Origin of the sequence: Rhizobium oryziradicis (assembly GCF_001939045.1) — a bacterium.
GTDB lineage: Bacteria > Pseudomonadota > Alphaproteobacteria > Rhizobiales > Rhizobiaceae > Allorhizobium > Allorhizobium oryziradicis.
In genome coordinates, this window is record NZ_MKIM01000028.1 from 461,394 (window position 1) to 483,446 (window position 22,053).

General features: G+C 55.1%; 23 protein-coding genes and 1 riboswitch. Of the genes, 16 read left to right on the forward strand and 7 right to left on the reverse strand.

What is annotated here, in order from left to right; genetic code table 11:
- Nucleotides 1-46 precede the first annotated feature (46 nt).
- Both BJF95_RS17700 and BJF95_RS17705 read left to right on the forward strand, forming a co-directional pair.
- Nucleotides 47-451, forward strand: coding sequence for a hypothetical protein (locus BJF95_RS17700; RefSeq protein WP_075640747.1), 405 nt, complete (start codon nt 47-49; stop codon nt 449-451).
- Nucleotides 452-488: 37 nt separating this feature from the next.
- Complete coding sequence (locus tag BJF95_RS17705; RefSeq protein ID WP_075640748.1) at nt 489-1,487, forward strand: copper chaperone PCu(A)C domain-containing protein; 999 nt, start codon at nt 489-491, stop codon at nt 1,485-1,487.
- Between the two features lie 36 nt (nt 1,488-1,523).
- Here BJF95_RS17705 and BJF95_RS17710 read toward each other — a convergent pair whose 3' ends face one another.
- The gene (locus BJF95_RS17710; RefSeq protein WP_075640749.1) at nt 1,524-1,826 is read right to left on the reverse strand and encodes a hypothetical protein; all 303 of its coding nucleotides are present in this window, start codon (nt 1,824-1,826) and stop codon (nt 1,524-1,526) included.
- A 241-nt stretch (nt 1,827-2,067) separates the two neighbouring features.
- On the opposite strand from BJF95_RS17710, the gene crcB reads away from it, so the two are divergent.
- The 11 genes from crcB to BJF95_RS17765 all read left to right on the forward strand — a co-directional run bounded on the left by crcB (nt 2,068) and on the right by BJF95_RS17765 (nt 13,160).
- A complete protein-coding gene (crcB, locus tag BJF95_RS17715) occupies nt 2,068-2,445 on the forward strand; it encodes a fluoride efflux transporter CrcB (protein WP_075640750.1) in 378 nt (125 codons plus the stop codon).
- A 166-nt stretch (nt 2,446-2,611) separates the two neighbouring features.
- Nucleotides 2,612-3,604 carry an RluA family pseudouridine synthase gene (locus BJF95_RS17720; protein WP_075640751.1) on the forward strand — a complete coding sequence of 331 codons (993 nt, stop codon included), beginning with the start codon at nt 2,612-2,614 and terminating at the stop codon, nt 3,602-3,604.
- The gene (locus BJF95_RS17725; RefSeq protein ID WP_075640752.1) at nt 3,601-4,257 is read left to right on the forward strand and encodes an HAD-IA family hydrolase; all 657 of its coding nucleotides are present in this window, start codon (nt 3,601-3,603) and stop codon (nt 4,255-4,257) included. Before BJF95_RS17720 ends, BJF95_RS17725 begins: the two co-directional genes overlap by 4 nt.
- Nucleotides 4,258-4,265: 8 nt before the next feature.
- Nucleotides 4,266-5,051, forward strand: coding sequence for an ATP12 family chaperone protein (locus BJF95_RS17730; protein ID WP_075640753.1), 786 nt, complete (start codon nt 4,266-4,268; stop codon nt 5,049-5,051).
- Nucleotides 5,052-5,259: 208 nt separating this feature from the next.
- Entirely contained in the window at nt 5,260-5,724 is a 465-nt protein-coding gene (locus BJF95_RS17735; RefSeq protein WP_075640754.1) for a hypothetical protein, read from the forward strand.
- Nucleotides 5,725-5,810: 86 nt separating this feature from the next.
- Nucleotides 5,811-6,189: riboswitch (cobalamin riboswitch) on the forward strand.
- A 139-nt stretch (nt 6,190-6,328) separates the two neighbouring features.
- Nucleotides 6,329-6,571 (forward strand): hypothetical protein, encoded by a 243-nt coding sequence (locus BJF95_RS17740; protein ID WP_139317554.1) that lies wholly within the window; start codon nt 6,329-6,331, stop codon nt 6,569-6,571.
- Nucleotides 6,572-6,574: 3 nt separating this feature from the next.
- Complete coding sequence (cobU, locus tag BJF95_RS17745) at nt 6,575-7,102, forward strand: bifunctional adenosylcobinamide kinase/adenosylcobinamide-phosphate guanylyltransferase (RefSeq protein WP_075640756.1); 528 nt, start codon at nt 6,575-6,577, stop codon at nt 7,100-7,102.
- A gap of 4 nt (nt 7,103-7,106) precedes the next feature.
- The gene (gene cobW / locus BJF95_RS17750; RefSeq protein ID WP_075640757.1) at nt 7,107-8,180 is read left to right on the forward strand and encodes a cobalamin biosynthesis protein CobW; all 1,074 of its coding nucleotides are present in this window, start codon (nt 7,107-7,109) and stop codon (nt 8,178-8,180) included.
- Between the two features lie 3 nt (nt 8,181-8,183).
- A complete protein-coding gene (gene cobN / locus BJF95_RS17755) occupies nt 8,184-12,110 on the forward strand; it encodes a cobaltochelatase subunit CobN (protein ID WP_075640758.1) in 3,927 nt (1,308 codons plus the stop codon).
- Nucleotides 12,103-12,735 (forward strand): cob(I)yrinic acid a,c-diamide adenosyltransferase, encoded by a 633-nt coding sequence (gene cobO, locus BJF95_RS17760; RefSeq protein WP_075640759.1) that lies wholly within the window; start codon nt 12,103-12,105, stop codon nt 12,733-12,735. Before cobN ends, cobO begins: the two co-directional genes overlap by 8 nt.
- Nucleotides 12,735-13,160 (forward strand): EamA family transporter, encoded by a 426-nt coding sequence (locus BJF95_RS17765; protein ID WP_075640760.1) that lies wholly within the window; start codon nt 12,735-12,737, stop codon nt 13,158-13,160. The genes cobO and BJF95_RS17765 overlap by 1 nt, the downstream gene beginning before the upstream one ends.
- 52 nt (nt 13,161-13,212) lie before the next feature.
- Here the strand turns inward: BJF95_RS17765 and BJF95_RS17770 are convergent, their stop codons facing one another.
- The 5 genes from BJF95_RS17770 to BJF95_RS17790 form a co-directional block, all read right to left on the reverse strand.
- Nucleotides 13,213-15,201: a bifunctional 2',3'-cyclic-nucleotide 2'-phosphodiesterase/3'-nucleotidase gene (locus BJF95_RS17770; RefSeq protein ID WP_075640761.1), complete on the reverse strand. Its 1,989-nt coding sequence runs from the start codon at nt 15,199-15,201 to the stop codon at nt 13,213-13,215.
- A 119-nt stretch (nt 15,202-15,320) separates the two neighbouring features.
- Nucleotides 15,321-15,668, reverse strand: a complete 348-nt coding sequence (locus BJF95_RS17775) for a PilZ domain-containing protein (RefSeq protein WP_245297360.1) — start codon at nt 15,666-15,668, stop codon at nt 15,321-15,323.
- A 41-nt stretch (nt 15,669-15,709) separates the two neighbouring features.
- Nucleotides 15,710-17,281, reverse strand: coding sequence for an asparaginase domain-containing protein (locus tag BJF95_RS17780; RefSeq protein WP_075640762.1), 1,572 nt, complete (start codon nt 17,279-17,281; stop codon nt 15,710-15,712).
- An 18-nt stretch (nt 17,282-17,299) separates the two neighbouring features.
- Entirely contained in the window at nt 17,300-17,794 is a 495-nt protein-coding gene (locus tag BJF95_RS17785; protein ID WP_075641125.1) for a DUF1203 domain-containing protein, read from the reverse strand.
- 103 nt (nt 17,795-17,897) lie between these two features.
- Nucleotides 17,898-18,203, reverse strand: a complete 306-nt coding sequence (locus BJF95_RS17790; RefSeq protein WP_245297381.1) for a lysozyme inhibitor LprI family protein — start codon at nt 18,201-18,203, stop codon at nt 17,898-17,900.
- Between the two features lie 270 nt (nt 18,204-18,473).
- Here BJF95_RS17790 and BJF95_RS17795 point away from each other — a divergent pair, with 270 nt between their 5' ends.
- Genes BJF95_RS17795 through BJF95_RS17805 form a run of 3 tightly spaced genes read left to right on the forward strand, consistent with a single transcriptional unit; the run spans nt 18,474 to nt 21,741 of the window.
- Nucleotides 18,474-19,877, forward strand: coding sequence for a DegQ family serine endoprotease (locus BJF95_RS17795; RefSeq protein WP_075640764.1), 1,404 nt, complete (start codon nt 18,474-18,476; stop codon nt 19,875-19,877).
- Nucleotides 19,874-21,181 carry a replication-associated recombination protein A gene (locus BJF95_RS17800; protein WP_075640765.1) on the forward strand — a complete coding sequence of 436 codons (1,308 nt, stop codon included), beginning with the start codon at nt 19,874-19,876 and terminating at the stop codon, nt 21,179-21,181. Before BJF95_RS17795 ends, BJF95_RS17800 begins: the two co-directional genes overlap by 4 nt.
- Before the next feature lie 5 nt (nt 21,182-21,186).
- Complete coding sequence (locus BJF95_RS17805; RefSeq protein ID WP_075640766.1) at nt 21,187-21,741, forward strand: MOSC domain-containing protein; 555 nt, start codon at nt 21,187-21,189, stop codon at nt 21,739-21,741.
- Here BJF95_RS17805 and BJF95_RS17810 read toward each other — a convergent pair whose 3' ends face one another.
- Complete coding sequence (locus BJF95_RS17810; protein WP_075640767.1) at nt 21,742-22,047, reverse strand: DUF1883 domain-containing protein; 306 nt, start codon at nt 22,045-22,047, stop codon at nt 21,742-21,744.
- Between the last annotated feature and the right edge of the window lie 6 nt (nt 22,048-22,053).

A 22,053-nucleotide genomic window follows, 5' to 3' on the forward strand; every position in this document is an offset into this window, starting at 1 on the left:
TTCACAAAAATTTGAATAGCTTCCCCTCTGGGGGATGAAGAAAAGCATGAGCACATCGCGATCAGCATTGAAGCTTATGATCCGCGCTTTGTGCGTGATTGCGCTTTTATGCCTGAGCTTTGCCCATAAGGCACCACAACTCTACGCAGCCCCGATTGAGGCCGCCGCGCTGCAACTGCCAGACGGAAGCTATGCCGATCTTTGTGTTGCCGAAAAAGGCATTAAATACCCAGCAGCCAACCCATTGTGCGAGGCTTGCATTGTTTGCGCCTCTATGGTTTTGCCTGCACCGCAGAGTGATGAATGGCTGTTGGGCCATTTCGCAAGCCTATCTCGGCCATGGGTTTCTTCCGCTGCAACACTGGCCGGGCATCTTGCGCCTCTGGCACGGTCTCGAGGGCCGCCGGTTTTCCCTGAATTGCTGAATTTCCACTTTTATCAAGCAATTTGATCGCGAACCGACAGCTTGGTTCGCCGGGAGACATTCCGTGAAATCTATCATTCTGTTGTCATCAGCAGCCTTTGCGCTGGCTGTTGCATCCACATCGGCTTTTGCCCATGCCTCGTTTGCCAATAAGGACGCCAAGGCCGAAGGCTATGTGGTGGCTACCCTGCAAGTGCCACATGGATGCGACGGCCGCGCCACCACTGACGTTTTTGTCAAATTGCCAGAAGGCTTTATCGCCGCCAAGCCAAAGCCAAAAGCGGGCTGGAAGCTGGAGGTGATCGCGGGCAAATACCAGAAATCCTATGAAAACCACGGCTCGCAACTGACCGAAGGTCCGGTTGAAGTGCGTTGGACCGGTGGCGATTTGCCCGATGCGTTTTATGATACCTTTGTCATTTATGGCAAAGTGACGGGTGTGGCACCCGGCACAAAGCTGCCCTTTGCGGTCACTCAGCTGTGCGGTGCAGATGCAAAGGTTGCTTGGGATGAAATTCCCGCAGCGGGTGTTGATGCGCATAGCTTAAAACACCCGGCCCCCACGTTGACAATTGTCGCGGCAGGCGATGATCCACATGCTGGAATGGTGATGGCGGGCAATAGTCATGATCATGCGGCCATGATGGAAGCCACGCAGCCACCAGCCGATTCCAGCACAGCCAATGTCGGTGCACTGAAATTGTCTGCGGGTTTTGTAAAGGCAATGTTGCCGGGCCAGCCAGTGGGCGGCGGTTATGTCACAATTGATAATACGGGTGCTGCCGATGATAAACTGGTGTCGGTTTCATCATCGGATGCCGATAAAGTTGAGATGCACGAAATGTCGATGACCAACAATATCATGAAAATGCGCAAAGTGGATGGTGGGCTGGACGTCAAGGCCGGTGGTCGGCTGGAAATGCAACCCGGTGGCTATCACCTGATGTTCATGGGCGTGAAAAAGCCGTTTGCCGCTGGTGAGAAAGTGCCTGTGACGCTGACGTTTGAAAAGGCGGGCAAGGTCGAGATGTTATTGCCGGTCTTGGCGGCGGGGAGCAAATAACAAAGCGCAAATAATGAAGAGCATGAGCAGGTTGGATTATTCAGCCTGCTCATCCGCCAGATCTTCGGCATCGCGATAGGCCTGTCTGGTTTCTTCCAAGCTGGCGCGGGGGTGTCTGTGTTCTCCCGCTTTCATGAAATGTAGGCCAATGGCGGTCGAATCTTTCAATGTGGCAATGGCCGTGCGGGTAATGCCCTCAGCCTTGTTGAGCTCTTTCTTTGCTTCGATTTGCTGGTTTATTTGCTCAACATAGGGCGACCGCGTCCCTTTTTGGACGGGTCTCAACGTATCTGTTACGTAGCCAGCTGTTGTGGCCGAAACCGACAGCACTTGGGTCATGTTGCTCACCAGATCTATTTGCTCATCGACATCTCACCATATTTAAATATACGAAGCTTTAAACACGCATTTCCAATTTTAGATTGTTTTGCCTTATTTGCATAATTTTGGGGCGAACGTGCTTAACATTGCCTGAAATTTGCGAGTGTCTCTCGCAAAATGTGCCGAGCTATACCATTGTTACCCTCAGAATAACGGCCGCGCCGATCAGATTCGGCACACAGATCATGCAAGAGGCAGAATGGAACATGTGGCATATGTGGCACTTGGCGGAGCGCTTGGATCTGTTCTGCGCTATCTCACCGGCATGGCCACCATCCGGTTGTTTGGTCCGTTTTTGCCTTGGGGCACATTTACGGTCAATATCGTCGGCTCATTCTGCATTGGTTTGCTTATGGAGTGGATTGCGCGCAAGCTGAATGCCTCAACCGATATGCAATTGTTTCTCGTGACCGGTGTTATGGGTGGTTTCACCACGTTTTCATCGTTTTCGCTGGATGTGATCCGCCTTGCAGAGCGTGGAGAATTGCTTTGGGCCATGGCCTATGCGCTGGCCACTGTGTGCCTTGCAATTGTTGCCGTGTTTGGCGGTCTGGCCGTGGGGCGAGCGATATTTTAAGCTGTTCTTCTGTTTTTTTCGATCTGCCGTTTCCCACATCCGTTAAAATACGCTAAAGCCACCCCAAGAAGCAGAGTTTGCCACCGCGTTACGCGGTTTTTGGCTTTGGCTGCACAGATTTTTAAGGCTGGCGCGTCTCGCGCCCAAGGGAACGAAAGACGTCCTTATGGCAGGAATAGAACATATCACCGTGGATGCGGATGAGGCCGGTATGCGCCTCGATCGCTGGTTCAAGATCCACTATCCGGGCCTGGGCTTTGGCCCCTTGCAAAAGCTTCTGCGCTCCGGTCAGGTGCGCGTCGATGGTGGCCGTGTGAAAACCGATGCCCGCGTGCAACCGGGGCAGGTTGTGCGGGTTCCACCTTTGGATGTTGATGCAAAGGCTGTCAAAACCGGCCCGATCGGCATCAAGGATCTGAAGCATTCCGACGATGGCGAGTTGCTGTCTAGAATGCTGTTGCATGAAGACGACAAGGTTTTTGTGCTCAACAAGCCAGCCGGTCTGGCCGTGCAAGGTGGTTCAGGCCTGACCCGCCATCTGGATAAGATGCTGGAAGCATGGACCAGCAAAAAGGGTGAAAAGCCTCGGCTTGTGCACCGGCTTGACCGCGACACCTCTGGCGTTTTGGTGGTTGCCCGCACCCGTGGCGCTGCGCAAAAGCTCACCGCCGCCTTTCGTGAGCGCGACACCAAAAAGACCTATTGGGCCTTGGTGAAGGGCGTGCCACGCAAGCAGGACGACAAAATTTCCACCTGGCTGGTCAAAGAACAGACCGAGGATGGCGACCGCATGCGGATTGCCAAACACGGCGAAGACGGTGCTGACCATGCCATTTCCTATTATCGCGTGCTGGAAACAGCGGCACAAAGCCTGGCCTGGCTGGAGATGGAGCCATACACGGGCCGCACCCATCAGCTTCGCGTGCACGCCTTGCACATCGGCCATCCAATCATTGGCGATCCGAAATATTATGTTGATGATCCCAACTGGGATTTTCCCGGCGGTGTGCAAAAACGCCTGCATCTTCACGCCCGCCATATCGACATTCCGCACCCCAGCGGCGGACGCTTGCGCGTCACCGCGCCCCTGCCGCCGCATATGGTGCAAACGTGGAACCTGCTGGGTCTGGATATGGAAAATGGCGGAGATCATGAATGAAGCTTGTTCTGTTTGATTGCGATGGAACGCTGGTCGATAGCGCCAGCACCATCCATGAAACCATGCGGCGCACGTTTTTGCATTTCAACAAGCCAGAGCCGGCTTTGTCGGCAACCAAATCCATCATGGGTTTGACCTTGGACATTGCCATTGCCCGCATGGACAACAAGCCGCATGTGGATGATGAAGCGCTGGCGATGATGGCCTATTACAAGTCATTGTTCACCGAAGTGCGTCAGGCACCGGATTATCGCGAGCCTCCGTTGTTTGACGGTATTCGCGGCGTGGTTGAGCAGCTGGCAGCGCAAGAAGCGATTTTGATTGGGGCCGTGACCGGAAAATCCCGGCGCGGGCTTGATGCTATTCTTGATGTGCACGGCTTTCGTCCGCATTTCATCGTCTCGCGCACGGCGGATGATTGCCCCTCCAAGCCGCATCCCGCCATGGTGACCGAGTGTTGCGATGAAACAGGCTTGCGGCCAGAACAGACCATTGTGATTGGCGATGCCATTTACGATATGCAAATGGCAAAAAGTGCCGGGGCAAAGGCCATCGGCGTCAGTTGGGGCAGCGCCAGCGTGGAGCAATTGGTGGCCACGGGGGCCGATGTTGTGGTTCATCAACCCCATGACCTTCTCGACCATATTCTGTGAGTGAAACAATGCGCGATATTTTTGAGGGGCTTACGCCTGAATTGAGCGATGCTGATCCGATCAGGCGGGCGCAAATCCAGATGAAAAAGCCGCTGCCAAAGCGGTTTTACACGGAAGTCACTGTTGCTCCCGCAGAGGATGGTTTTGCCGTGCTGCTGGATGGCAAGACGGTGAAAACGCCTGCGCGCAATGGGCTGGTTTTGCCGACCAAGGCGGCGGCAGAGCTGGTCATGGCAGAGTGGCAGGCGCAAGTGGAGGTGATTGATCCCGGTACCATGCCCATCACCCGTTTGGTCAACACGGCGCTTGATGCGGTGGCCGTTAGCATGGATGAAGTGTTGGACGATATCGTCCGCTTTTCCGGCTCTGATCTGCTGTGCTATCGCGCCGATGGCCCCCAGGAGCTTGTGGCACGCCAAAGCGCGCAATGGGACGGTATTCTAACATGGCTTGCCGATCGCCATGGTGCACGCTTCATCCAGACCAGCGGTATTATTCATGTGGAGCAGCCAAAACCGGCCACAGATGTTTTCCGTCGGGCATTGAACTCCTATAACCATGCCTTCGCGCTCGCCAGCCTGCATGTCATGACGTCCCTGACCGGGTCTGCCATTCTGGCGCTTGCTATTGCCGATGGTCATCTTTCGTTGGAGCAGGGCTGGGATATTGCTCATCTCGACGAAAACTGGACGGATGAACATTGGGGCACTGATTCTGAAGCACAGGCGCGGCGCAATGCGCGATTGGTGGATATGCGGGCAGCACATCTGGTTTTGAGATCAACTGTGCAGTGATGAACTTTGGCTGATAAAGCCGTTAAAACCCTGCTGCGTGATCCGTGGCAGGGTTTTATTTATATTTAACAACATCTTGTTGTTACATCCGCGATGCAGATTTACAGGGCGCGCTTTTAAATAACGACAATGTTATTGACATTTCCTGCGGGCTGAACAATGGCTAAATTCTGTTCTCATTGCCAGAGTTTTGTGCTTGCGGGGTTTTATGCTGTCGCGCCTTTTACGTTTTACGGCTGGTGTTGTTTGTGTGCTCTTGCTGGCGGGCTGCGTGTCGCGCGTGGTCGATCCTGCGCCGAAAAAATTCTTCTACGATGTGCGCGCCGTGGTGGTCGTTGCTGGTCCGAAAGTGCCTTTGCCTTTGGTGCAAGGGGTTGAGCGGCGCATGTCGGATGCGGTTGCAGCCACTGCGAGATCAGAGCTTTTGCCGCGCGTTATCCTGACGGTGCGCTTAGAGCAAGTTGGTATTTCCATTGGGCTGGATAACAATAAGAATGAAGCTGAGGTCAAGGTGTCGGCAGCGTCGGTTGAAACGGGCGAAGTGATCGCGCAGGGCGAATTCAAGGTGCTGACCGAGACTGGCAGTGCCAGCCTTGCAGCCGAAAGCCTGGCTGAAGAGGTTTCTGCTCGTCTTCGCTCCTTGTTTTATCTCCAGCGCCCGCCGGTGCAATAAGGGTTTCCCGCGTCAGCGGATCTGTCACCCGCTGATGGGAATGCAGATATGAACAGGTGTGAGATTGACATATTTTTGTCTTGCGCCTAACCATGAACATGGATGGTTTTTGCTTTGAAGAGGTTCAGAGCGGAAAGCAAAAGGGAATGCGAAGGTGTGGACCCCATCAGGGCACGCTAAACGCAGCCGACCCCGCGACTGTAGAGCAGCGAGGGTTTTCCATTCGGCTTTGGACTGATTGGTACGGCGGGCCACATGGTGTGGCCGGTGCGAAAAAGAAAAAAGCCGGAAAAGCCACTGGAGTGGCAAAGCGATCTGCCGGGGTTGGACGCCTCTTTATCTACGAATCGTCCGCCTTTTCGTTTGTGCCCCATGCTCCGGGAAGGTGAGGAAAGCCTGTGAACCAACCTCTTAGGTTGGTTTGACACTGTGAGCCAGGAGACCTGCCGTCCGTGACGGGCATTTGCCCAATTGGGGGAGAAATCCCTGACGCCAGCACGGAGGTTGTCGTGGCGCAACAAATTTTAAGCGGAGCCATCTGGCCCCGCACAGAGGTGCATTGCACCCTGCAAAACCACTCCCTCTTGCAAGAGGGAGTGGTATTGTGGTGATGTTTTCAACGTCGCGCACCATTGTGGCTGGCTTTCTGGCGCTGGCCATCGCGGCCTTGGTTTTTGCCGTTTGGCCGCGCGGTGCTCCTGACGCAATTGATTCCGCTTCAAAGGCTTCGCCGATGTCGAGCGCTCCAATGTCAATGGGCTCCTCCACATTCGGCGGAAAAATGGCGGAAAGCAGGCCCGATGTCAGGGCACGCAGCCTTTTTGCGCCACCAGCGGGTGGCAATTAAGCCATGTCCTATCAAAATGTGAAAAGCACCTTCGTTCTCGGAGGGGCACGGTCTGGCAAATCCCGTTTTGCGGAAAATCTGGCGATTGATAGCGGTCTGGAGCGGCATTATATAGCCACCGGCCGCGCCTGGGATGATGAAATGCGTGCGCGTATTGCAACGCACAAGCATGATCGTGGCACCCTTTGGACCACCCATGAACAGCCGATTGCGCTGACGGATACGCTGATGCGTCTTGATGCACCTGGCCGCGTGGTGCTGGTGGATTGCCTCACACTTTGGCTTACCAATCTGATGATGGAAGAGGCTTCAGATATTGCGGCAGAAAGTGCGGCCCTTGCAGCCCTTTTGCCGAGACTTTCGGCCTCCATCATCCTTGTTTCCAACGAGGTCGGCCTTGGCATCGTGCCAGACAATAAAATGGCGCGAGAATTTCGCGACCATGCCGGTCGGCTTCATCAAATGATCGCGGCGAACGTCGCAGAAGTCTATTTTGTTGCGGCTGGCTTGCCGCTGAAAATGAAGGGTTAAGTGCATGTTGCAGCAAAAAATTCCCGCCACCGTCATCACCGGCTTTCTGGGTGCTGGCAAAACCACCATTATCCGCAACATGTTGATGAATGCTGGCGGCAAAAAAATTGCCCTGATTATCAATGAATTTGGCGATCTCGGCGTTGATGGTGATGTGCTGAAGGGCTGTGGTGCGGAAAACTGCACCGAGGATGATATTATCGAACTGACCAACGGCTGCATCTGCTGCACGGTGGCCGATGATTTTGTGCCGACGATGCAACGCTTGCTGGAGCGTGACGTCAAGCCCGATCACATCGTCATTGAAACCTCCGGCCTTGCTTTGCCGCAGCCGCTGGTGGCGGCGTTCAACTGGCCAGATATTCGCACTCGTGTGACAGTCGATGGTGTAATTACGGTGGTGGATAGTGCTGCCGTTGCCGCTGGCCGTTTTGCTGATGACCACGACAAGGTGGATGCGCTGCGCGTGGCCGACGAAAGTCTGGACCACGACAGCCCGATTGAGGAGTTATTTGAAGATCAGCTCACCTGCGCTGATTTGATTGTGCTTAACAAAACCGACCTTTTGGATGCGCAAGGCATTGTCCGCGTGCGCGAAGAGATTTCCGGCCGCATCGCCCGTAAACCAACCATGGTGGAGGCCAAAAACGGGCAAGTGCCTTCGATGGTGTTGCTGGGTCTTGGCGCAGGCTCGGAAGCCGATATTGATAACCGCAAATCCCACCACGAACTGGAGCATGAAGCGCTGCATGAAAGCGGGGTTGAGCATGAGCATCACCACGACCATGATGAATTTGAAAGCTTTGCCCTGAACCTCGGCAGCATTGCAGACCCATCCGGCTTTGTGGATCGCTTGAAGCCGGTGATTGAAGCCCATGATGTGCTGCGGCTGAAAGGTTTTGTCGATGTACCCGGCAAGCCGATGCGGCTTGTGATTCAGGCCGTTGGCTCGCGCATTGACACCTATTTCGATCGGCCTTGGGCGTCTGGTGAAAAGCGCGAGACCCGTTTGGTGGTCATTGGCCTGCATGATTGGGATTTTGGCGCGGTGGTGGAAGCCGTGCAGGCGGCAGCATAAGCCATGCATCTTCTGGCCGCCCAGCAAGGCTCGATTGTGGATGGAGATGAGGCAATAGACCTTGGCCAAACGCCGGGAGATATTGTGTTTTTATCGGCTGCCGACACCGAGCTTTCAGCGCTTGCTGCGGCTTTGTCGCGGCGCGAGGCGTCCACCCGCTGGCGGCTTGCCAGCCTGATGGCATTGAAACACCCCATGTCGGTGGACACCTATATTGAGCGCACGGCCCGCCATGCGAAATTGATTGTAGTGCGGGCGTTGGGTGGGGCAAGCTATTTTCACTATGTGCTGGAAGGGCTTTTTGCTTGCGCGCAGCGCTCAAACGCCGCCATCGTCGTGCTCCCCGGCGATGACAAGCCGGATGCCGGGCTGGATGGATTTTGCAATGTCGTGGCGGCGGATGTTTCAGCGCTTTGGGGCTATTTGATCGAAGGCGGAGATTGTAACGCGCTGAATTTTATCACTTATGCCGAAGCGATTGTGCGGGGTTCCGAAAAGCCACAGCCGGCAATGCCTTTGCTGAAGGCTGGCCTGTGGTGGCCGGGGCGCGGGGCTATTGGTGTGGAGCAATGGGCGGAGCTGGTGGCTGGTGGTTTACCCCCCTCTGTCCTGCCGGACATCTCCCCCTCAAGGGGGGGGAATGGCCCGACGAAGCCCCTCGATTCCTCTTCAGCCTCAAGGAATGTCGATACAGATGCGCAAGATGCATCATCCCTGATCTCCCCCCCTGAGAGGGAGATGGCTGGCAAGCCAGAGGGGGGGGGTATTCTCGCTCGAAGGCCAACCGCCGCCATCTGCTTCTACCGCGCTCTGGTGCAAAGCGGCGAGACGGCACCCGTGGAAGCGCTCATAGACGCGCTCAGAGCTGAGGGGCTCAACCCGCTCCCCGTTTTTGTCTCTAGCCTTAAAGATGCGGTTTCGGTCGAAACCCTGCGCTCAATTTTCACCCAAGCCAAGCCCGATGTGGTGCTGAACGCCACCGGCTTTGCCGTCTCGGCTCCCGGCTCTGAAAACCCATCCACCGTCTTGGACGAGGGTGGTGCGGTGGTACTGCAAACCCTGTTTTCATCGTCACAGCGGTCCACTTGGGAGGCTTCAACCCAAGGGCTGACGGCGCGGGATCTGGCCATGAACGTGGCACTTCCCGAGGTGGATGGCCGGGTGCTGACGCGGGCGGTATCGTTTAAATCGCAGGCCCGCTATGATGCGCGGGTGGAGACCAATCTGGTCAGTCATGAGCCGGATCAAGGTCGGGTTGATTTTGTGGCAAAGCTTGCCGCCAACTGGGCGCGGCTTCGCAAAACGCCAGCGCCTGAGCGCAACATTGCCCTGATCATGGCCAATTACCCTAATCGTGATGGCCGTTTGGGCAATGGCGTTGGGCTGGATACGCCAGCGGGTAGCATGGAAGTCTTGCGGGCGTTGAAGGCACAAGGCTATGTTGTTGATGGCTTACCCTTGAACGGCGACGCCTTGATGGATGCCTTGATGGCCGGGCCAACCAATGCCGCAACCGATGGTCGGGTGGTCCGTGAACGGCTTTCTCTCGATGATTATCGGGCTTTCTTTGCATCTCTTCCCGTTTCGATCCAGCAGGCTGTTTCCGCTCGCTGGGGTGATGCAGAGACCGACCCTTTCTTTCTGAACGGCGCATTTGCCCTGCCATTGATGCGCTTTGGCAATATCATGGTCGGTATTCAGCCCGCGCGCGGCTATAATATTGATCCCAAGGAGAGCTATCACTCGCCCGATCTGGTGCCGCCCCACGGTTATTTTGCCTTCTACGCCTTTTTGCGTGAGACGTTTGAAGCGCATGCGGTGATTCATATGGGCAAGCACGGCAATCTCGAATGGCTGCCGGGCAAAGCGTTGGCGCTCTCCGAGAGCTGTTATCCCGAGGCCATCTTTGGCCCCATGCCGCATCTTTATCCGTTCATCGTCAACGATCCGGGCGAGGGCACGCAGGCCAAGCGCCGTACCAGTGCGGTGATTATCGACCATCTGACACCGCCGCTCACACGGGCCGAAACCTATGGCCCCTTGAAAGATCTCGAAGCGCTGGTGGATGAATATTATCAGGCAGCCGGTGGCGATCCGCGGCGGTTGAAATTGCTGAAACAGCAGATTCTCGATCTGGTGGCCGATATTGGTTTGGATGAGGACGCAGGCATTGCCAAAGATGATGCCGATGACATGGCCTTTTCCAAGCTGGATGCCTATCTCTGCGACCTCAAGGAAATGCAGATCCGTGATGGCCTGCATATTTTTGGCGTCGCCCCTAAGGGGCGTTTGCTGACAGATCTGGTGGTGGCTTTGGCGCGGGTGCCGCGCGGGCTGGGGCAGGGTGGCGATGCCAGTTTGCAACGTGCCATTGTCATCGATGCCGGGCTTGCCGCCTTTGATCCACTAGATTGCGTCTTTTCTGATCCATGGACAGGTGCAAAACCGGCTATTCTCAAGGCGTTGATCGACACACCTTGGCGTATCAAGGGGGATACAGTTGAGCGCATTGAAGTGCTTGCCGCAAAGCTCGTTTCCGGCGAGATGCCTTGTCCTGAGGATTGGCTCAAAACCCGCGCGGTGCTGGATGAGATTGAAGCGCGGCTGAAACCCGCTGTGGTCACATCCGGCCCTGCAGAGATAGCCGGGTTGCTCAATGGTCTTTCGGGACAGTTTGTGCCGCCCGGCCCATCGGGTGCACCCACGCGCGGAAGGCCCGATGTGTTGCCAACCGGGCGTAATTTCTACTCTGTCGATTGCAGGGCTGTGCCAACACCTGCGGCCTATGAGCTTGGCAAAAAATCTGCCGAGCTTTTGATTGCCCGCTATGTCCAAGACCATGGCGAATGGCCAACATCGTTTGGCTTGACCGCCTGGGGCACATCCAATATGCGCACCGGCGGTGATGATATTGCTCAAGCGCTTTCGCTGATTGGCGTCAAACCCTTGTGGGACAATGCTTCACGAAGGGTGACGGGCTATGAAGTGATTCCCCAAGCCAAGCTGGGTCGTCCACGGGTGGATGTGACTTTGCGCATCTCCGGCTTTTTTCGAGATGCTTTTCCAGAGCAAATTACTCTGGTTGATAAGGCTGTGCGGGCCGTGGGTGCGCTGGATGAGGACGAGGCTGACAACCCGATTGCCGCGCGTATCCGGGCCGAGACAGCACAATTTGAAGCGAAAGGCCTCACCACCAAGGAGGCAAAACGTCGCGCCGGATACCGCGTGTTTGGCTCCAAGCCCGGCGCTTATGGTGCTGGCCTGCAAGCCTTGATTGACGAAAAAGGCTGGGAGCGCCGCGCCGATCTGGCCGAGGCCTATCTGGTCTGGGGCTCTTATGCATATGGTGCTGGCGATGAAGGGCTCAATGAGCGTGGCCTGTTTGAGGAGCGTTTGCAAAGCATTGAAGCCGTGGTGCAAAATCAGGATAATCGCGAGCACGATCTGCTCGACAGCGATGATTATTACCAGTTTGAAGGCGGCATGACGGCAGCGGTTGAGCAGCTCTCAGGTGCGCGCCCAACCATCTACCACAACGATCATTCGCGGCCTGAAAAGCCGATTATCCGCACATTGGAAGAGGAAATCGCCCGCGTGGTGCGCGCCCGCGTCGTCAATCCCAAATGGATTGAGGGCGTGATGCGCCATGGCTATAAGGGCGCGTTTGAAATTGCCGCGACTGTCGATTACCTGTTTGCTTTTTCGGCCACCACCGGCGCCGTGCGCCAACCGCATTTTGAAGCGGTTTACCGCGCTTTTGTGTTGGATGAGCGGGTGCGCGATTTTATGCTGGAGAAAAACCGGGCGGCGTTTCAAGAAATGTCGGATAGGTTGCTGGAAGCCATAGATCGTGGTCTCTGGACCCCGAAAAGCAATTCTGCAAAATTCAATCTGTCAAAACTGCATTCTTTGGAGATGACCCATGACTGAAGACGCAACGCCCACATCTCCAGAAGATCTTGCCCGCCATGCCGAGAAAATGGCCAAGAAAAAAGCGGCCCGCGACAAAATCATGGCCACTAAAACCGGCGAAAAGGGCTTGATCATTGTTCACACCGGCAAAGGCAAGGGCAAGTCATCGGCAGCCTTCGGCATGATTTTTCGCCACATTGCCCATGGTAAAAAATGTGCGGTGGTGCAGTTCATCAAAGGGGCCATGTCGACCGGAGAGCGCGATTTGATTCTGCGGCATTTCTCTGACCTGTGCGAATTTCACACAATGGGCGAGGGGTTTACCTGGGAAACACAAGACAAGGCCCGCGATGTGGCCATGGCAAAGACCGCATGGGAAAAGGCCAAGGATCTGATTCGCGATCCATCCAACTCCATGGTCTTGCTCGACGAAATCAACATTGCCATTCGCTACGACTACATCGACTTGGGCGAGGTTGTCGCATTCTTGCGCGATGAAAAGCCGGCGATGACCCATGTTGTTCTCACCGGCCGCAACGCCAAGGAAGAGCTGTTAGACATTGCCGATCTGGTAACGGAAATGGAATTGATCAAACATCCCTTCCGCTCCGGCATCAAAGCGCAATTGGGCGTGGAATTTTAATGACCCAGCATTGGGCGTTCTGGGCTTTTCTGTCGGCAGGCTTTGCCGCTCTTACAGCCATCTTTGGCAAAGTGGGCGTGGCGGGTGTTAATTCCGATCTCGCCACACTGATCCGCACAGTGGTTATTTTTGTGGTTTTGGTCGGCATTGTCACAGCCACCGGGCAATGGCAGGCACCGGCCTCCATCAATGCCAAGACATGGATTTTTATGGCACTTTCAGGCGTCGCCACCGGCGCATCGTGGATTGCCTATTACCGCGCTTTGAAGCTGGGCAATGCCTCGCAAGTGGCACCCGTCGATAAACTATCCATCGTCTTGGTGGTGATTTTTGGCGTGGTTTTTCTCGGCGAGAAAGTGTCGCTGGTCCATTGGACCGCAGTAACGCTCATTGCTGCTGGTGCAATTATATTGGCAGTGTTTTGATGAAAAAGCCCGCCGGATGTGAAATCCGGCGGGCTTTTTTCATCGCGGTTTATCAGAGAACCAGGCGATACTTGGCAAAGCCGTCCGTGCCATTGCCAGCATCTTCAATTTTCGCACCCTTCACCTGTGCTGCAAAAGTCCGGCCTTTGGGGCCAGTCTGGAATGTGGCTGTGGTGCCGGGCAAGGCTGCGAATTTCCAGTTTCCATCGGCTTCCGGGTCAATGGTGCCCTTGGAGATGATGTAGCGCACAATCACGTCGCGGTTGGTGTCGGGGCCAACAAAGATCACCTTGTCGCTGGCAATCTCCGGGAAATGACCACCACCGCCTGCGCGATAATTGTTGGTGACAACCACGAATTTCTGCGCCGGATCAATGGACTTGCCGTTAAAGCTCAGGTTCTTGATGCGGTTGGCATCGGGATTGATGGCCTTGCCATCCTTGTCATATTTCGTGGGCTGCGACAGATCAATCTCATAGGTCACGCCGTCAATCACGTCGTAATTATAGGATGGGAAGTCCAGATTGAGCAGCGCTTCATCCTTGGAGCCGGGCTTGATCTGATTGAACATGCCAGCCGACATTTCCAGCCAGTTTTTCACCTGCGCACCGGTGATCAGCACAGCCTGCACGGTGTTGGGGTAAAGATAAAGGTCGGAGACGTTCTTGATAGCGATATCGCCCGCTGGAACATCGGTGTAATAATCGGCACCGCCGCGTCCACCGGCCTTGAAGGGGGCCGCAGCCGAGAGAACCGGATAATCCTTGTACTTCGTGTCCTTCAACATGTCCTTGATGTACCAGGTCTGGGCATTGGACACGATTTGCACCGATGGATCATCGGCCACCAGAGCGAAATAGGAATAGAGCGGTGCCGAGGTCTTGCCCACCGGCGTGCGCACATAGGTCAGGGTTGCCTCGTGCTCGTCTTTTACGGCCGCAACAATCTTTGGCTCGTCTTTGGTGTCGGCAATGATTTTTTTGGCATCATCGCGGTGATAGATCGGCCGGGCTTCGCAAGTGAAATCAACGATCTTCCAGCTTTTGCCGTCTTTTTCCAGCATCAGATCAATCAGGCCCATATGCGAGCCCCAGAAGCCAGCCATAACGGCGGGCTTGCCCATCAGCGTGCCTTTAACCGGATCGGCACCCTTGATACCGTCCCATGTTTTAGGGCCGGGGAACACCAGATGCTGGTGACCGGTGAAAATCGCGTCAATGCCGTCAACGCCTGCGAGATAGAGCGAGGCATTTTCCATTTTGTCGGTCTGGCTTGCACCATCAATGCCGGAGTGGGAGAGGGCGATGATAATGTCAGCACCCTGCTCTTTCATCACCGGCACCCACGCGCGGGCAGCCTCTACAATGTCGCGGGTCTGGGCTTTGCCTTCCAGATGGCCTGCATCCCACATCATGATCTGCGGTGGTACAAAGCCGATAAAGCCAACCTTGATGGTGCTCTCAACACCGGCACCATCCTTGATTTTCTTGTCAATGATGGTGAAGGGCTTGAAGTAAAGCACATCATTCTTGGGGTCCGAGGCCAGCTCGCCCTTGGTCAGATTGGCGCAAACGATGGGGAATTTCGCAGCCGCCAGCGTGTTGAACATAAAGTCCAGGCCGTAGTTGAACTCGTGATTGCCTAGCGTGCCGCACTCATAGCCCAGCACGTTCATGGCCTTCATCACGGGATGCAGATCGCCGGCTTTGATGCCCTTTTTATAGGCCATATAATCGCCCATCGGGCTGCCCTGCAAAAGGTCGCCGTTGTCAATCAGCATGGAATTGCCTGCTTCGGCGCGAATCGAATCAATCAGCGATGCCGTGCGCGCCAGCCCCAACGTGTCGTTTGGCTTATCGGCATAGTAGTCGTAGGGCATCAGGTTGACGTGAATATCGGTGGTTTCCATCAGGCGCAAATGGGCCTGATTGCTGTTGGCGCGCGCGGCAAACGGGTGCAAGACCACCAGCGCACTGGCAGCAGCAAAACCACCAAGCAAAGATCGACGGGTAATAGGGTGCAGGTCAACGAGAGACGACATGGAAGGGCTCCTGGCAAGCGTTATCATCGCAAATCAGTTGCATTCCTATCATGACAGTCTGATGATGCTAAAGTGCAAATTCCTGAAAACAATCAAGATTGATCAGTTGGTCTTGTGCATCACGACTTCAGCACGGGAATAACTTCGTGATGAAAATGCCGAAAGTAAGCCGTGACTTGCGCAACCGATTTGCTGTTTTGGCGAAATTGAATGCCAAGCCTGCCGCCCTTGTTCCAGCACACGATGCCTTCCATCAAGCCGATGTCGTCATTCTCAACCTGAATCGTGCTGCCGGTGGCGGCGTGAAAGGCTGTGTAAAGCTCGACAGCCAGTCCTTTGCGGGAAATGTTGACAATCCGGCAATTGGCGAGCTGCTTCATATAGCGCACATTGCTGTCCATGCGCACGCGGCTGCGCTCAACGCTTCGGATATCCGCTTTTAAAGTGTTTTCGCTGGCAACAGTCACCTGAATATACTCCCGAGCTTATTTTTATCGATGTTAAAAAATCAAAGAGTTTTGCCGATGCTCCACAGCGTCGTTTGATCTGTGAGGCTGTCAACACTCAAACGGATCTCGTTGCCCGTTTGCCGCAGGCGCAATTGTGCCGCAACACCTTCACCGCGATGGGTGTCAATGCTCCAGAGCCGTTGATTGTTGCGGTTGTGGAAAACAAGATTGCCGGTCTCGCTGATCCGCAGTGTGCCGGGCAGATCGCGTCTTTCATGCTCGGACACCATAGACCAAAGCACCTCGCCTTTGCTGTTTTTCAGCAAGGGGCCTTGATCTGGATCGTTCACAAGGCTTGCGCTACCGTTGAAGGTGGAGAGCGATTGACCGGGGAGCAAGGTCGCATTCACACGGCTATCGAGCCGCGAAAGATCGGCCATTTCGCCCACCAAAGGCGTCTGCATCAGAAATTTCACATCCTCCAGCGACCAGCCGTTGAACTTTTGTGCCGCCAGCAGCACTGTCAGTTTGGCAAGCGACGCGCTTGGTGTCATATCCACGGGGTTCAGTGCGCCAATGGTTGGCAACCACGCGCCAGCGGCATAGGCGTTGTAATCAACGGCACCTTGCTGAACATGGGTGTTATCAACAATTACCACGCCCGCCGCATTGGCATCATGCAGTGCCTGATAGATCGCGCCTTTCTCAGGCGTATTGGCATTGCCGCTCGGGAAATTGCCAGCGCCGTAGGATTGCAACACCAGGCCACCAATGCCCTTTGCTGTGATGGCGCGAATCATATCGGCCAGCATCGCTGCGCCCGTTGCGGGATTATAGCTGGCCGGAAAAGCGTTGAGCTGCACCACCGGCCTCGCATTGATGGCTGTGGTGATGGCCTCAAGCTGGGCGAGGGTTGAGGCGCGGGTGTCGGGGTGGTCGAGGCTCACAGCTTCAGAGACAGGGCCGGGCGGGATATATTCCGGCGAGAGCGAAAATGTGATGCCGTATTGGCCGAGATTGGGAAAGTTGGGCGATGCAAAGGCGCGAAACTGGCTGGTGTTGGCCTTGACCACGCGCGACGCCCGCATCAGCTGATTGTCGAAAAACACCGAAACCGCGGGAATGCCAAGTCGCGCCGCAGCAACCGCGCCACAGACATTTTCAAACGCATCGGTATGAAAACTCACGCCGGAGATGTTGCCAGGTTCTGGCGAATGAAACAGCGGCACTTGCGAACCAGTTAGAATAACCGGCTTGCTCAATTGTGCGCTCATAGTGCCATCCGCATCAAAGCGCGACAGCAGCATGGGAAGCGCTGTGCCGCTGAATTCCAGCGTGTCTGTGCCGTGCAACACAATCCAGCCGTCGGCCTCGGTGTAATGCTCCAGAATGTAGCGGGCTATCAGGCACCAATCTGTGGGTTGCAGATTGGTGCTATCCAGCATGCCGCTGGCGCTTTCGGGGAAGGCGAGGTCGGTGATGTAATCCAGCATCAAACCCGGAAACTGTTGGTGAATGATCGGGTCAAGATGGGTCTGGCAGGCTGCCTTGAATTCCTTGCTGGTCATGGGAGCCAATGGCGAGCCAACGCAACTGATGGTTCCCCCGGTGTTGATAACAGCAATTTTCAAGGCACTCTCCCTAGACTTTTATTGTCCGGCAGATGTGGCCTCTGCCGGTGCACGATCAATCCTGCATTGAAAGCAGTTGTTGCGCGCAGATCTTACATGCACATAGGCGATTTCTGAACGTTCGAGAAGCTCTTGTGCGCGGGTAATGATGTTATCCGTGCTGGTCACAGCACCTGTGCCATAAACAATGCGATCATCATGCCCATAGCCACGCACAATATAGTCCGGGCTATCGAGCATGGGCGGCAATGCGTCGCCGTGAGCATAGCCCGAACATTCTTCCGCATGGATGAAAATTGGCCCTGTCTCGGCATAGGGCTGAAGGGCAGGAAAGGGTCTGTAGGCCAGCGTCAGATAAGGCGCGCCTTCCACAATTGGCCCAAGGCAATGGCGGCATTGATAGCCGCCGGGGCTGTGGCGATGTTCCGGCGCTAGGCCATAGGCATCGGGCGCTCCAGCGCGATAGGCGCTGGCAAGATCGGATGGCATGGGGGAAAATATGATTGATGGCATTGTCAGGCTCCATGTTTGAATGCAGCCAGACATTTCATGATGAATTGCGCGCAAACCACCCGTTTCTTGCCGTTTGCGGCAAAGACTATAGTAGGAGCTGGGACTATAGTGGGCGCTGGATATTGCTGTACACGCTCATCAGTTTTTTCAGCCGTGCATCATAGGCTTGCTCAATGCAGGCCACATCGGCATTGCAGGCCTGGCGGGTTTTGAGCCATGCTGTTTGCTGATCTTGCAATTCGCCCCGGTTGCCCATGGGCAACAGGCCGGAAACGAGATCAAAGGTGGTGACCATTTTCACGTCAAGATCATTTAAAGGTCGATTGTCGCAAATGGCTTTTTCATCGGCCTTCAGGTCTGTTTTGCTACAATCAAAGCTGGCCGCGTGGCTGGATTGAGGAAGAAACATGCCAAGGCCGAGAATCAGTGCTGCAGATGCTAAAAAAAGATAGGTCTTCATTGCCGTCACCGTTTTCCCATTTGAAATCCCTTCTCAACGAAAAGGCACCCCAATTGTTCCCGTTTCATGGCAATTTCATCGACATTACACAGTCTTAATGTGATCACGCATCTTATGACTTGAAATCATGGTTATTTGCCACAATTTTCACCCATCGACCTATTTTGCTGATGCGAAACCTCCCATAGAACTGTTCGCAAGAATGAAGAGGATGCAAGTATGCGTGGCCTGAAACCTTTTATCCCGGCTGTGATGGCTGTGATTGTGCTGACAGCGCCGCTGGTCGTGGCGCAGGAAACCAAAACCGTGCCGGAAAACCGGCAGGAAATGCAGATGTCCTTTGCGCCGCTGGTCAAACAGACTCACGGTGCGGTGGTCAACGTTTATGCAGAGCGCATTGTGCAGCGTCGCACCAATCCCTTCGCTGGGGATCCCTTTTTTCAGCAGTTTTTTGGTCAGCGCTTTCCCAATCGCACAGAAAAGCAAACCTCACTTGGTTCAGGTGTGATTGTTGAGGCCAACGGCACTGTTGTCACCAACAATCACGTGATTGAAGGTGCCGATGACATCAAGGTATCGCTGTCTGATGGGCGGGAATATCCGGTGAAAGTGGTGTTGAAAGACAAGGCGCTGGATTTGGCCGTTTTGAAAATCGACGCCAAAGAACAGCTGCCCACGCTGAAAATTGCCGACTCAAACAAGATTGAGGTGGGCGATCTGGTGTTGGCCATCGGCAATCCCTTTGGTGTCGGCCAAACCGTTACCAGCGGTATTGTTTCCGGTCTTGCCCGCAATCAGGTCACCGATGGTGACTTTGGCTTTTTCATTCAAACAGACGCATCCATCAACCCCGGCAATTCCGGTGGTGCGCTGATGAACATGAATGGTGAGCTGATTGGCATCAACACCGCCATTTTCTCACGCGGCGGTGGCTCGAACGGCATTGGTTTTGCCATTCCGGCCAATCTGGTCAAAGTGTTTCTGGCGGCAGCCGATAAGGGCGATAAGACGTTTGAGCGTCCCTATGTGGGGGCCACGTTTGAGCCTGTGACTTCGGATGTTGCTGATGCGCTGGGCCTGAAAAACGTGCTGGGTGCGCTGGTGGTCAAGACAATCGAGGGCGGTCCTGCGGATAAGGCCGGTATCAAGCCCGGGCAGGTGATCACGGCTGTGAATGGTCTTGTTGTCGAGCATCCCGATGCGCTGAACTATCGCCTGACCACGGCAGGTCTGGGCAAGGCAGTGACGCTGACTGTGATTGAAAATGGCAAGCAGAAAGAGATTAACCTCACCCTTGGCAGTGCGCCCGAAACTCGCCCGCGTGATGAGCGGCTTTTGAGCGGCAACATCCCGTTTGATGGTGCAACAGTGGGCAATCTGTCTCCGCGTCTGGCCTATGATCTTGGTATGCCGACCGATGCGACCGGCGTGGTAATCACCACTGTGGCTGATGGCTCTGTGGCTGAGCGTCTTGGTTTTCAGCCGCATGATATTGTTGTTGCCATCAATGGCACGCAGGTTAATTCCACCGAGCAAATGACAGAGATTGCCAAGAGCAACCCGGCCTTCTGGCGGGTGGAAATTGATCGCAATGGCCAACATATCCGGCAGATGTTTCGATGAGTGATTTGTTTGCCCCCAAGCTGGATGAGGATATGGCGGCCAAACGGCCGCTGGCGGATCGGTTGCGACCGAAAACGCTGGCCGAGGTGACGGGGCAAGACCATTTGACCGGGGCAGACGGTGTTCTGGCCCGGATGATTGCATCGGGCTCGCTTGGCTCGATGATTTTCTGGGGGCCGCCGGGCACGGGAAAAACCACGGTTGCACGGCTATTGTCTGGCGAGGCTGATCTTGCGTTTGAGCAGATTTCAGCAATTTTTTCGGGCGTTGCCGATTTGAAACGCGTGTTTGAAGGTGCGCGCGCGCGGCGTATGTCCGGGCGGCAAACCCTGCTGTTTGTCGATGAGATCCATCGGTTTAATCGCGGACAGCAAGATAGCTTTCTGCCTGTCATGGAAGACGGAACCGTGATTTTGGTGGGAGCCACCACCGAAAACCCGTCGTTTGAGCTCAATGCCGCTTTGCTATCGCGGGCGCGGGTGCTGACCTTTAAGCCTCACGATGAAGCCAGTATCAAAACTTTGCTGGAGCGGGCTGAAGAGGTGGAAGCAAAGCCGCTACCGCTCGATGACGCTGCCCGCGAAAGCCTGATCCGCATGGCCGATGGAGATGGCCGTGCAGCCCTCACCCTTGCCGAAGAGGTTTGGCGTGCTGCCCGCACCGGTGAGGTGTTTGACACCGAAGGCCTTAGCCGCATTGTGCAGCGCCGCGCACCGGTTTACGACAAGGGGCAGGACGGCCATTATAATCTGATTTCGGCCTTGCATAAATCGGTGCGCGGATCTGATCCTGATGCAGCGCTCTACTATCTCTGCCGCATGTTTGATGCCGGTGAAGATCCGCTCTATCTGGGACGCAGGCTGGTGCGCATGGCAGTTGAAGATATTGGCCTTGCCGATCCGCAAGCGCTGGTGATCTGCAATGCCGCCAAGGATGCCTATGATTACCTTGGTTCGCCAGAGGGAGAACTGGCACTGGCACAGGCCTGCGTTTATCTGGCAACAGCCCCCAAATCCAATGCCGTTTATACCGCCTATAAATCGGCGATGCGGGCCGCCAAAGAACATGGCTCGCTGCTGCCGCCCAAGCATATTCTCAATGCCCCGACCAAGTTGATGAAGGGCGAGGGCTATGGCGATGGCTATCGTTATGATCACGATGAGCCGGATGCTTTTTCAGGGCAGGATTATTTCCCGGAAAAAATGGGCCGCAAGACATTTTACGATCCGCCAGAGCGCGGGTTTGAACGCGATATTCGTAAACGTTTGGAATGGTGGTCGAAGCTCAGACGTGAGCGCGGCTGATATATATGGGGGAATTTCGAGTGAGCAATGTTCAATCCGTCAGCCTGTCGTCGGGTCACGCTTTTAGCAAGGAATGTCAGCCGGATATTACTCTGCTGGAAGGGCTCGGTGTTGAAGGTGATGCGCATTTGGGCGTCACGGTTCAGCATCGCTCGCGGGTGGCCAAAGATCCCACCCAGCCAAATCTGCGCCAGGTGCATCTCATCCACGCAGAATTGTTGGATGAATTGGCCGAGAAAGGCTTTCACGTTGCGCCTGCCGACATGGGCGAGAATATTTTGACACGCGGGCTTGATTTGCTCGCACTTCCGCGCGGAGCGAGGCTGCATCTCGGCGAGAGCGCGATTATCGAGGTGACTGGCCTTCGCAATCCTTGCAAGCAGATCAATGATTTCCAAAAGGGATTGATGCAGGCCGTGCTGGATTATGATGCCGACGGGCGTTTGATCCGCAAAGCAGGTGTTATGGCCATTGTGCTGAAAGGTGGGCGCGTGCGCCCCGGCGACAAGATCAATGTCGTGCTGCCCGACGCACCGCACCAGCCGCTTGAGGCGGTATAATCAGACTGTTTTCCGCGCTTTTGCTGGCGGATTGACCATTTTGACCGAGGATTCGGCGAGGCCGTTATGCCCTTCCATATCAACAATCAGATGCCAATGGGCGGTTTCAGGCACGGCAACTTTTACCGGGGCCTTTTTGGCCACACCGCCCGCATATTTGTAATCCAGACCTTCTTTGAAACGCTGAAAATTGGGCGCAGTCATCAAGCGCACATTATTGATCACGGATAGTGAGATTTCCAAAACTGTGCCGCCGCGCAGTTCTTTCAGATCATAATGGGTAAAGCGAAAGGCTGGCTTGGACATAAATCC

What these genes read in the sequence shown, in the direction of transcription:
- BJF95_RS17725 (WP_075640752.1), top strand. Translation starts at nt 3,601, where the DNA reads ATGAAGCTTGTTCTGTTTGATTGCGATGGAACGCTGGTCGATAGCGCC.
- BJF95_RS17770 (WP_075640761.1), bottom strand. Translation starts at nt 15,201, where the DNA reads ATGTCGTCTCTCGTTGACCTGCACCCTATTACCCGTCGATCTTTGCTT.
- BJF95_RS17810 (WP_075640767.1), bottom strand. Translation starts at nt 22,047, where the DNA reads ATGTCCAAGCCAGCCTTTCGCTTTACCCATTATGATCTGAAAGAACTG.
- BJF95_RS17710 (WP_075640749.1), bottom strand. Translation starts at nt 1,826, where the DNA reads ATGACCCAAGTGCTGTCGGTTTCGGCCACAACAGCTGGCTACGTAACA.
- BJF95_RS17765 (WP_075640760.1), top strand. Translation starts at nt 12,735, where the DNA reads ATGACCCAGCATTGGGCGTTCTGGGCTTTTCTGTCGGCAGGCTTTGCC.
- cobN (WP_075640758.1), top strand. Translation starts at nt 8,184, where the DNA reads ATGCATCTTCTGGCCGCCCAGCAAGGCTCGATTGTGGATGGAGATGAG.
- BJF95_RS17805 (WP_075640766.1), top strand. Translation starts at nt 21,187, where the DNA reads ATGGGGGAATTTCGAGTGAGCAATGTTCAATCCGTCAGCCTGTCGTCG.
- cobO (WP_075640759.1), top strand. Translation starts at nt 12,103, where the DNA reads ATGACTGAAGACGCAACGCCCACATCTCCAGAAGATCTTGCCCGCCAT.
- BJF95_RS17800 (WP_075640765.1), top strand. Translation starts at nt 19,874, where the DNA reads ATGAGTGATTTGTTTGCCCCCAAGCTGGATGAGGATATGGCGGCCAAA.
- cobW (WP_075640757.1), top strand. Translation starts at nt 7,107, where the DNA reads ATGTTGCAGCAAAAAATTCCCGCCACCGTCATCACCGGCTTTCTGGGT.
- BJF95_RS17730 (WP_075640753.1), top strand. Translation starts at nt 4,266, where the DNA reads ATGCGCGATATTTTTGAGGGGCTTACGCCTGAATTGAGCGATGCTGAT.
- BJF95_RS17720 (WP_075640751.1), top strand. Translation starts at nt 2,612, where the DNA reads ATGGCAGGAATAGAACATATCACCGTGGATGCGGATGAGGCCGGTATG.
- crcB (WP_075640750.1), top strand. Translation starts at nt 2,068, where the DNA reads ATGGAACATGTGGCATATGTGGCACTTGGCGGAGCGCTTGGATCTGTT.
- BJF95_RS17785 (WP_075641125.1), bottom strand. Translation starts at nt 17,794, where the DNA reads ATGCCATCAATCATATTTTCCCCCATGCCATCCGATCTTGCCAGCGCC.
- BJF95_RS17790 (WP_245297381.1), bottom strand. Translation starts at nt 18,203, where the DNA reads ATGTTTCTTCCTCAATCCAGCCACGCGGCCAGCTTTGATTGTAGCAAA.
- BJF95_RS17795 (WP_075640764.1), top strand. Translation starts at nt 18,474, where the DNA reads ATGCGTGGCCTGAAACCTTTTATCCCGGCTGTGATGGCTGTGATTGTG.
- cobU (WP_075640756.1), top strand. Translation starts at nt 6,575, where the DNA reads ATGTCCTATCAAAATGTGAAAAGCACCTTCGTTCTCGGAGGGGCACGG.
- BJF95_RS17735 (WP_075640754.1), top strand. Translation starts at nt 5,260, where the DNA reads ATGCTGTCGCGCCTTTTACGTTTTACGGCTGGTGTTGTTTGTGTGCTC.
- BJF95_RS17700 (WP_075640747.1), top strand. Translation starts at nt 47, where the DNA reads ATGAGCACATCGCGATCAGCATTGAAGCTTATGATCCGCGCTTTGTGC.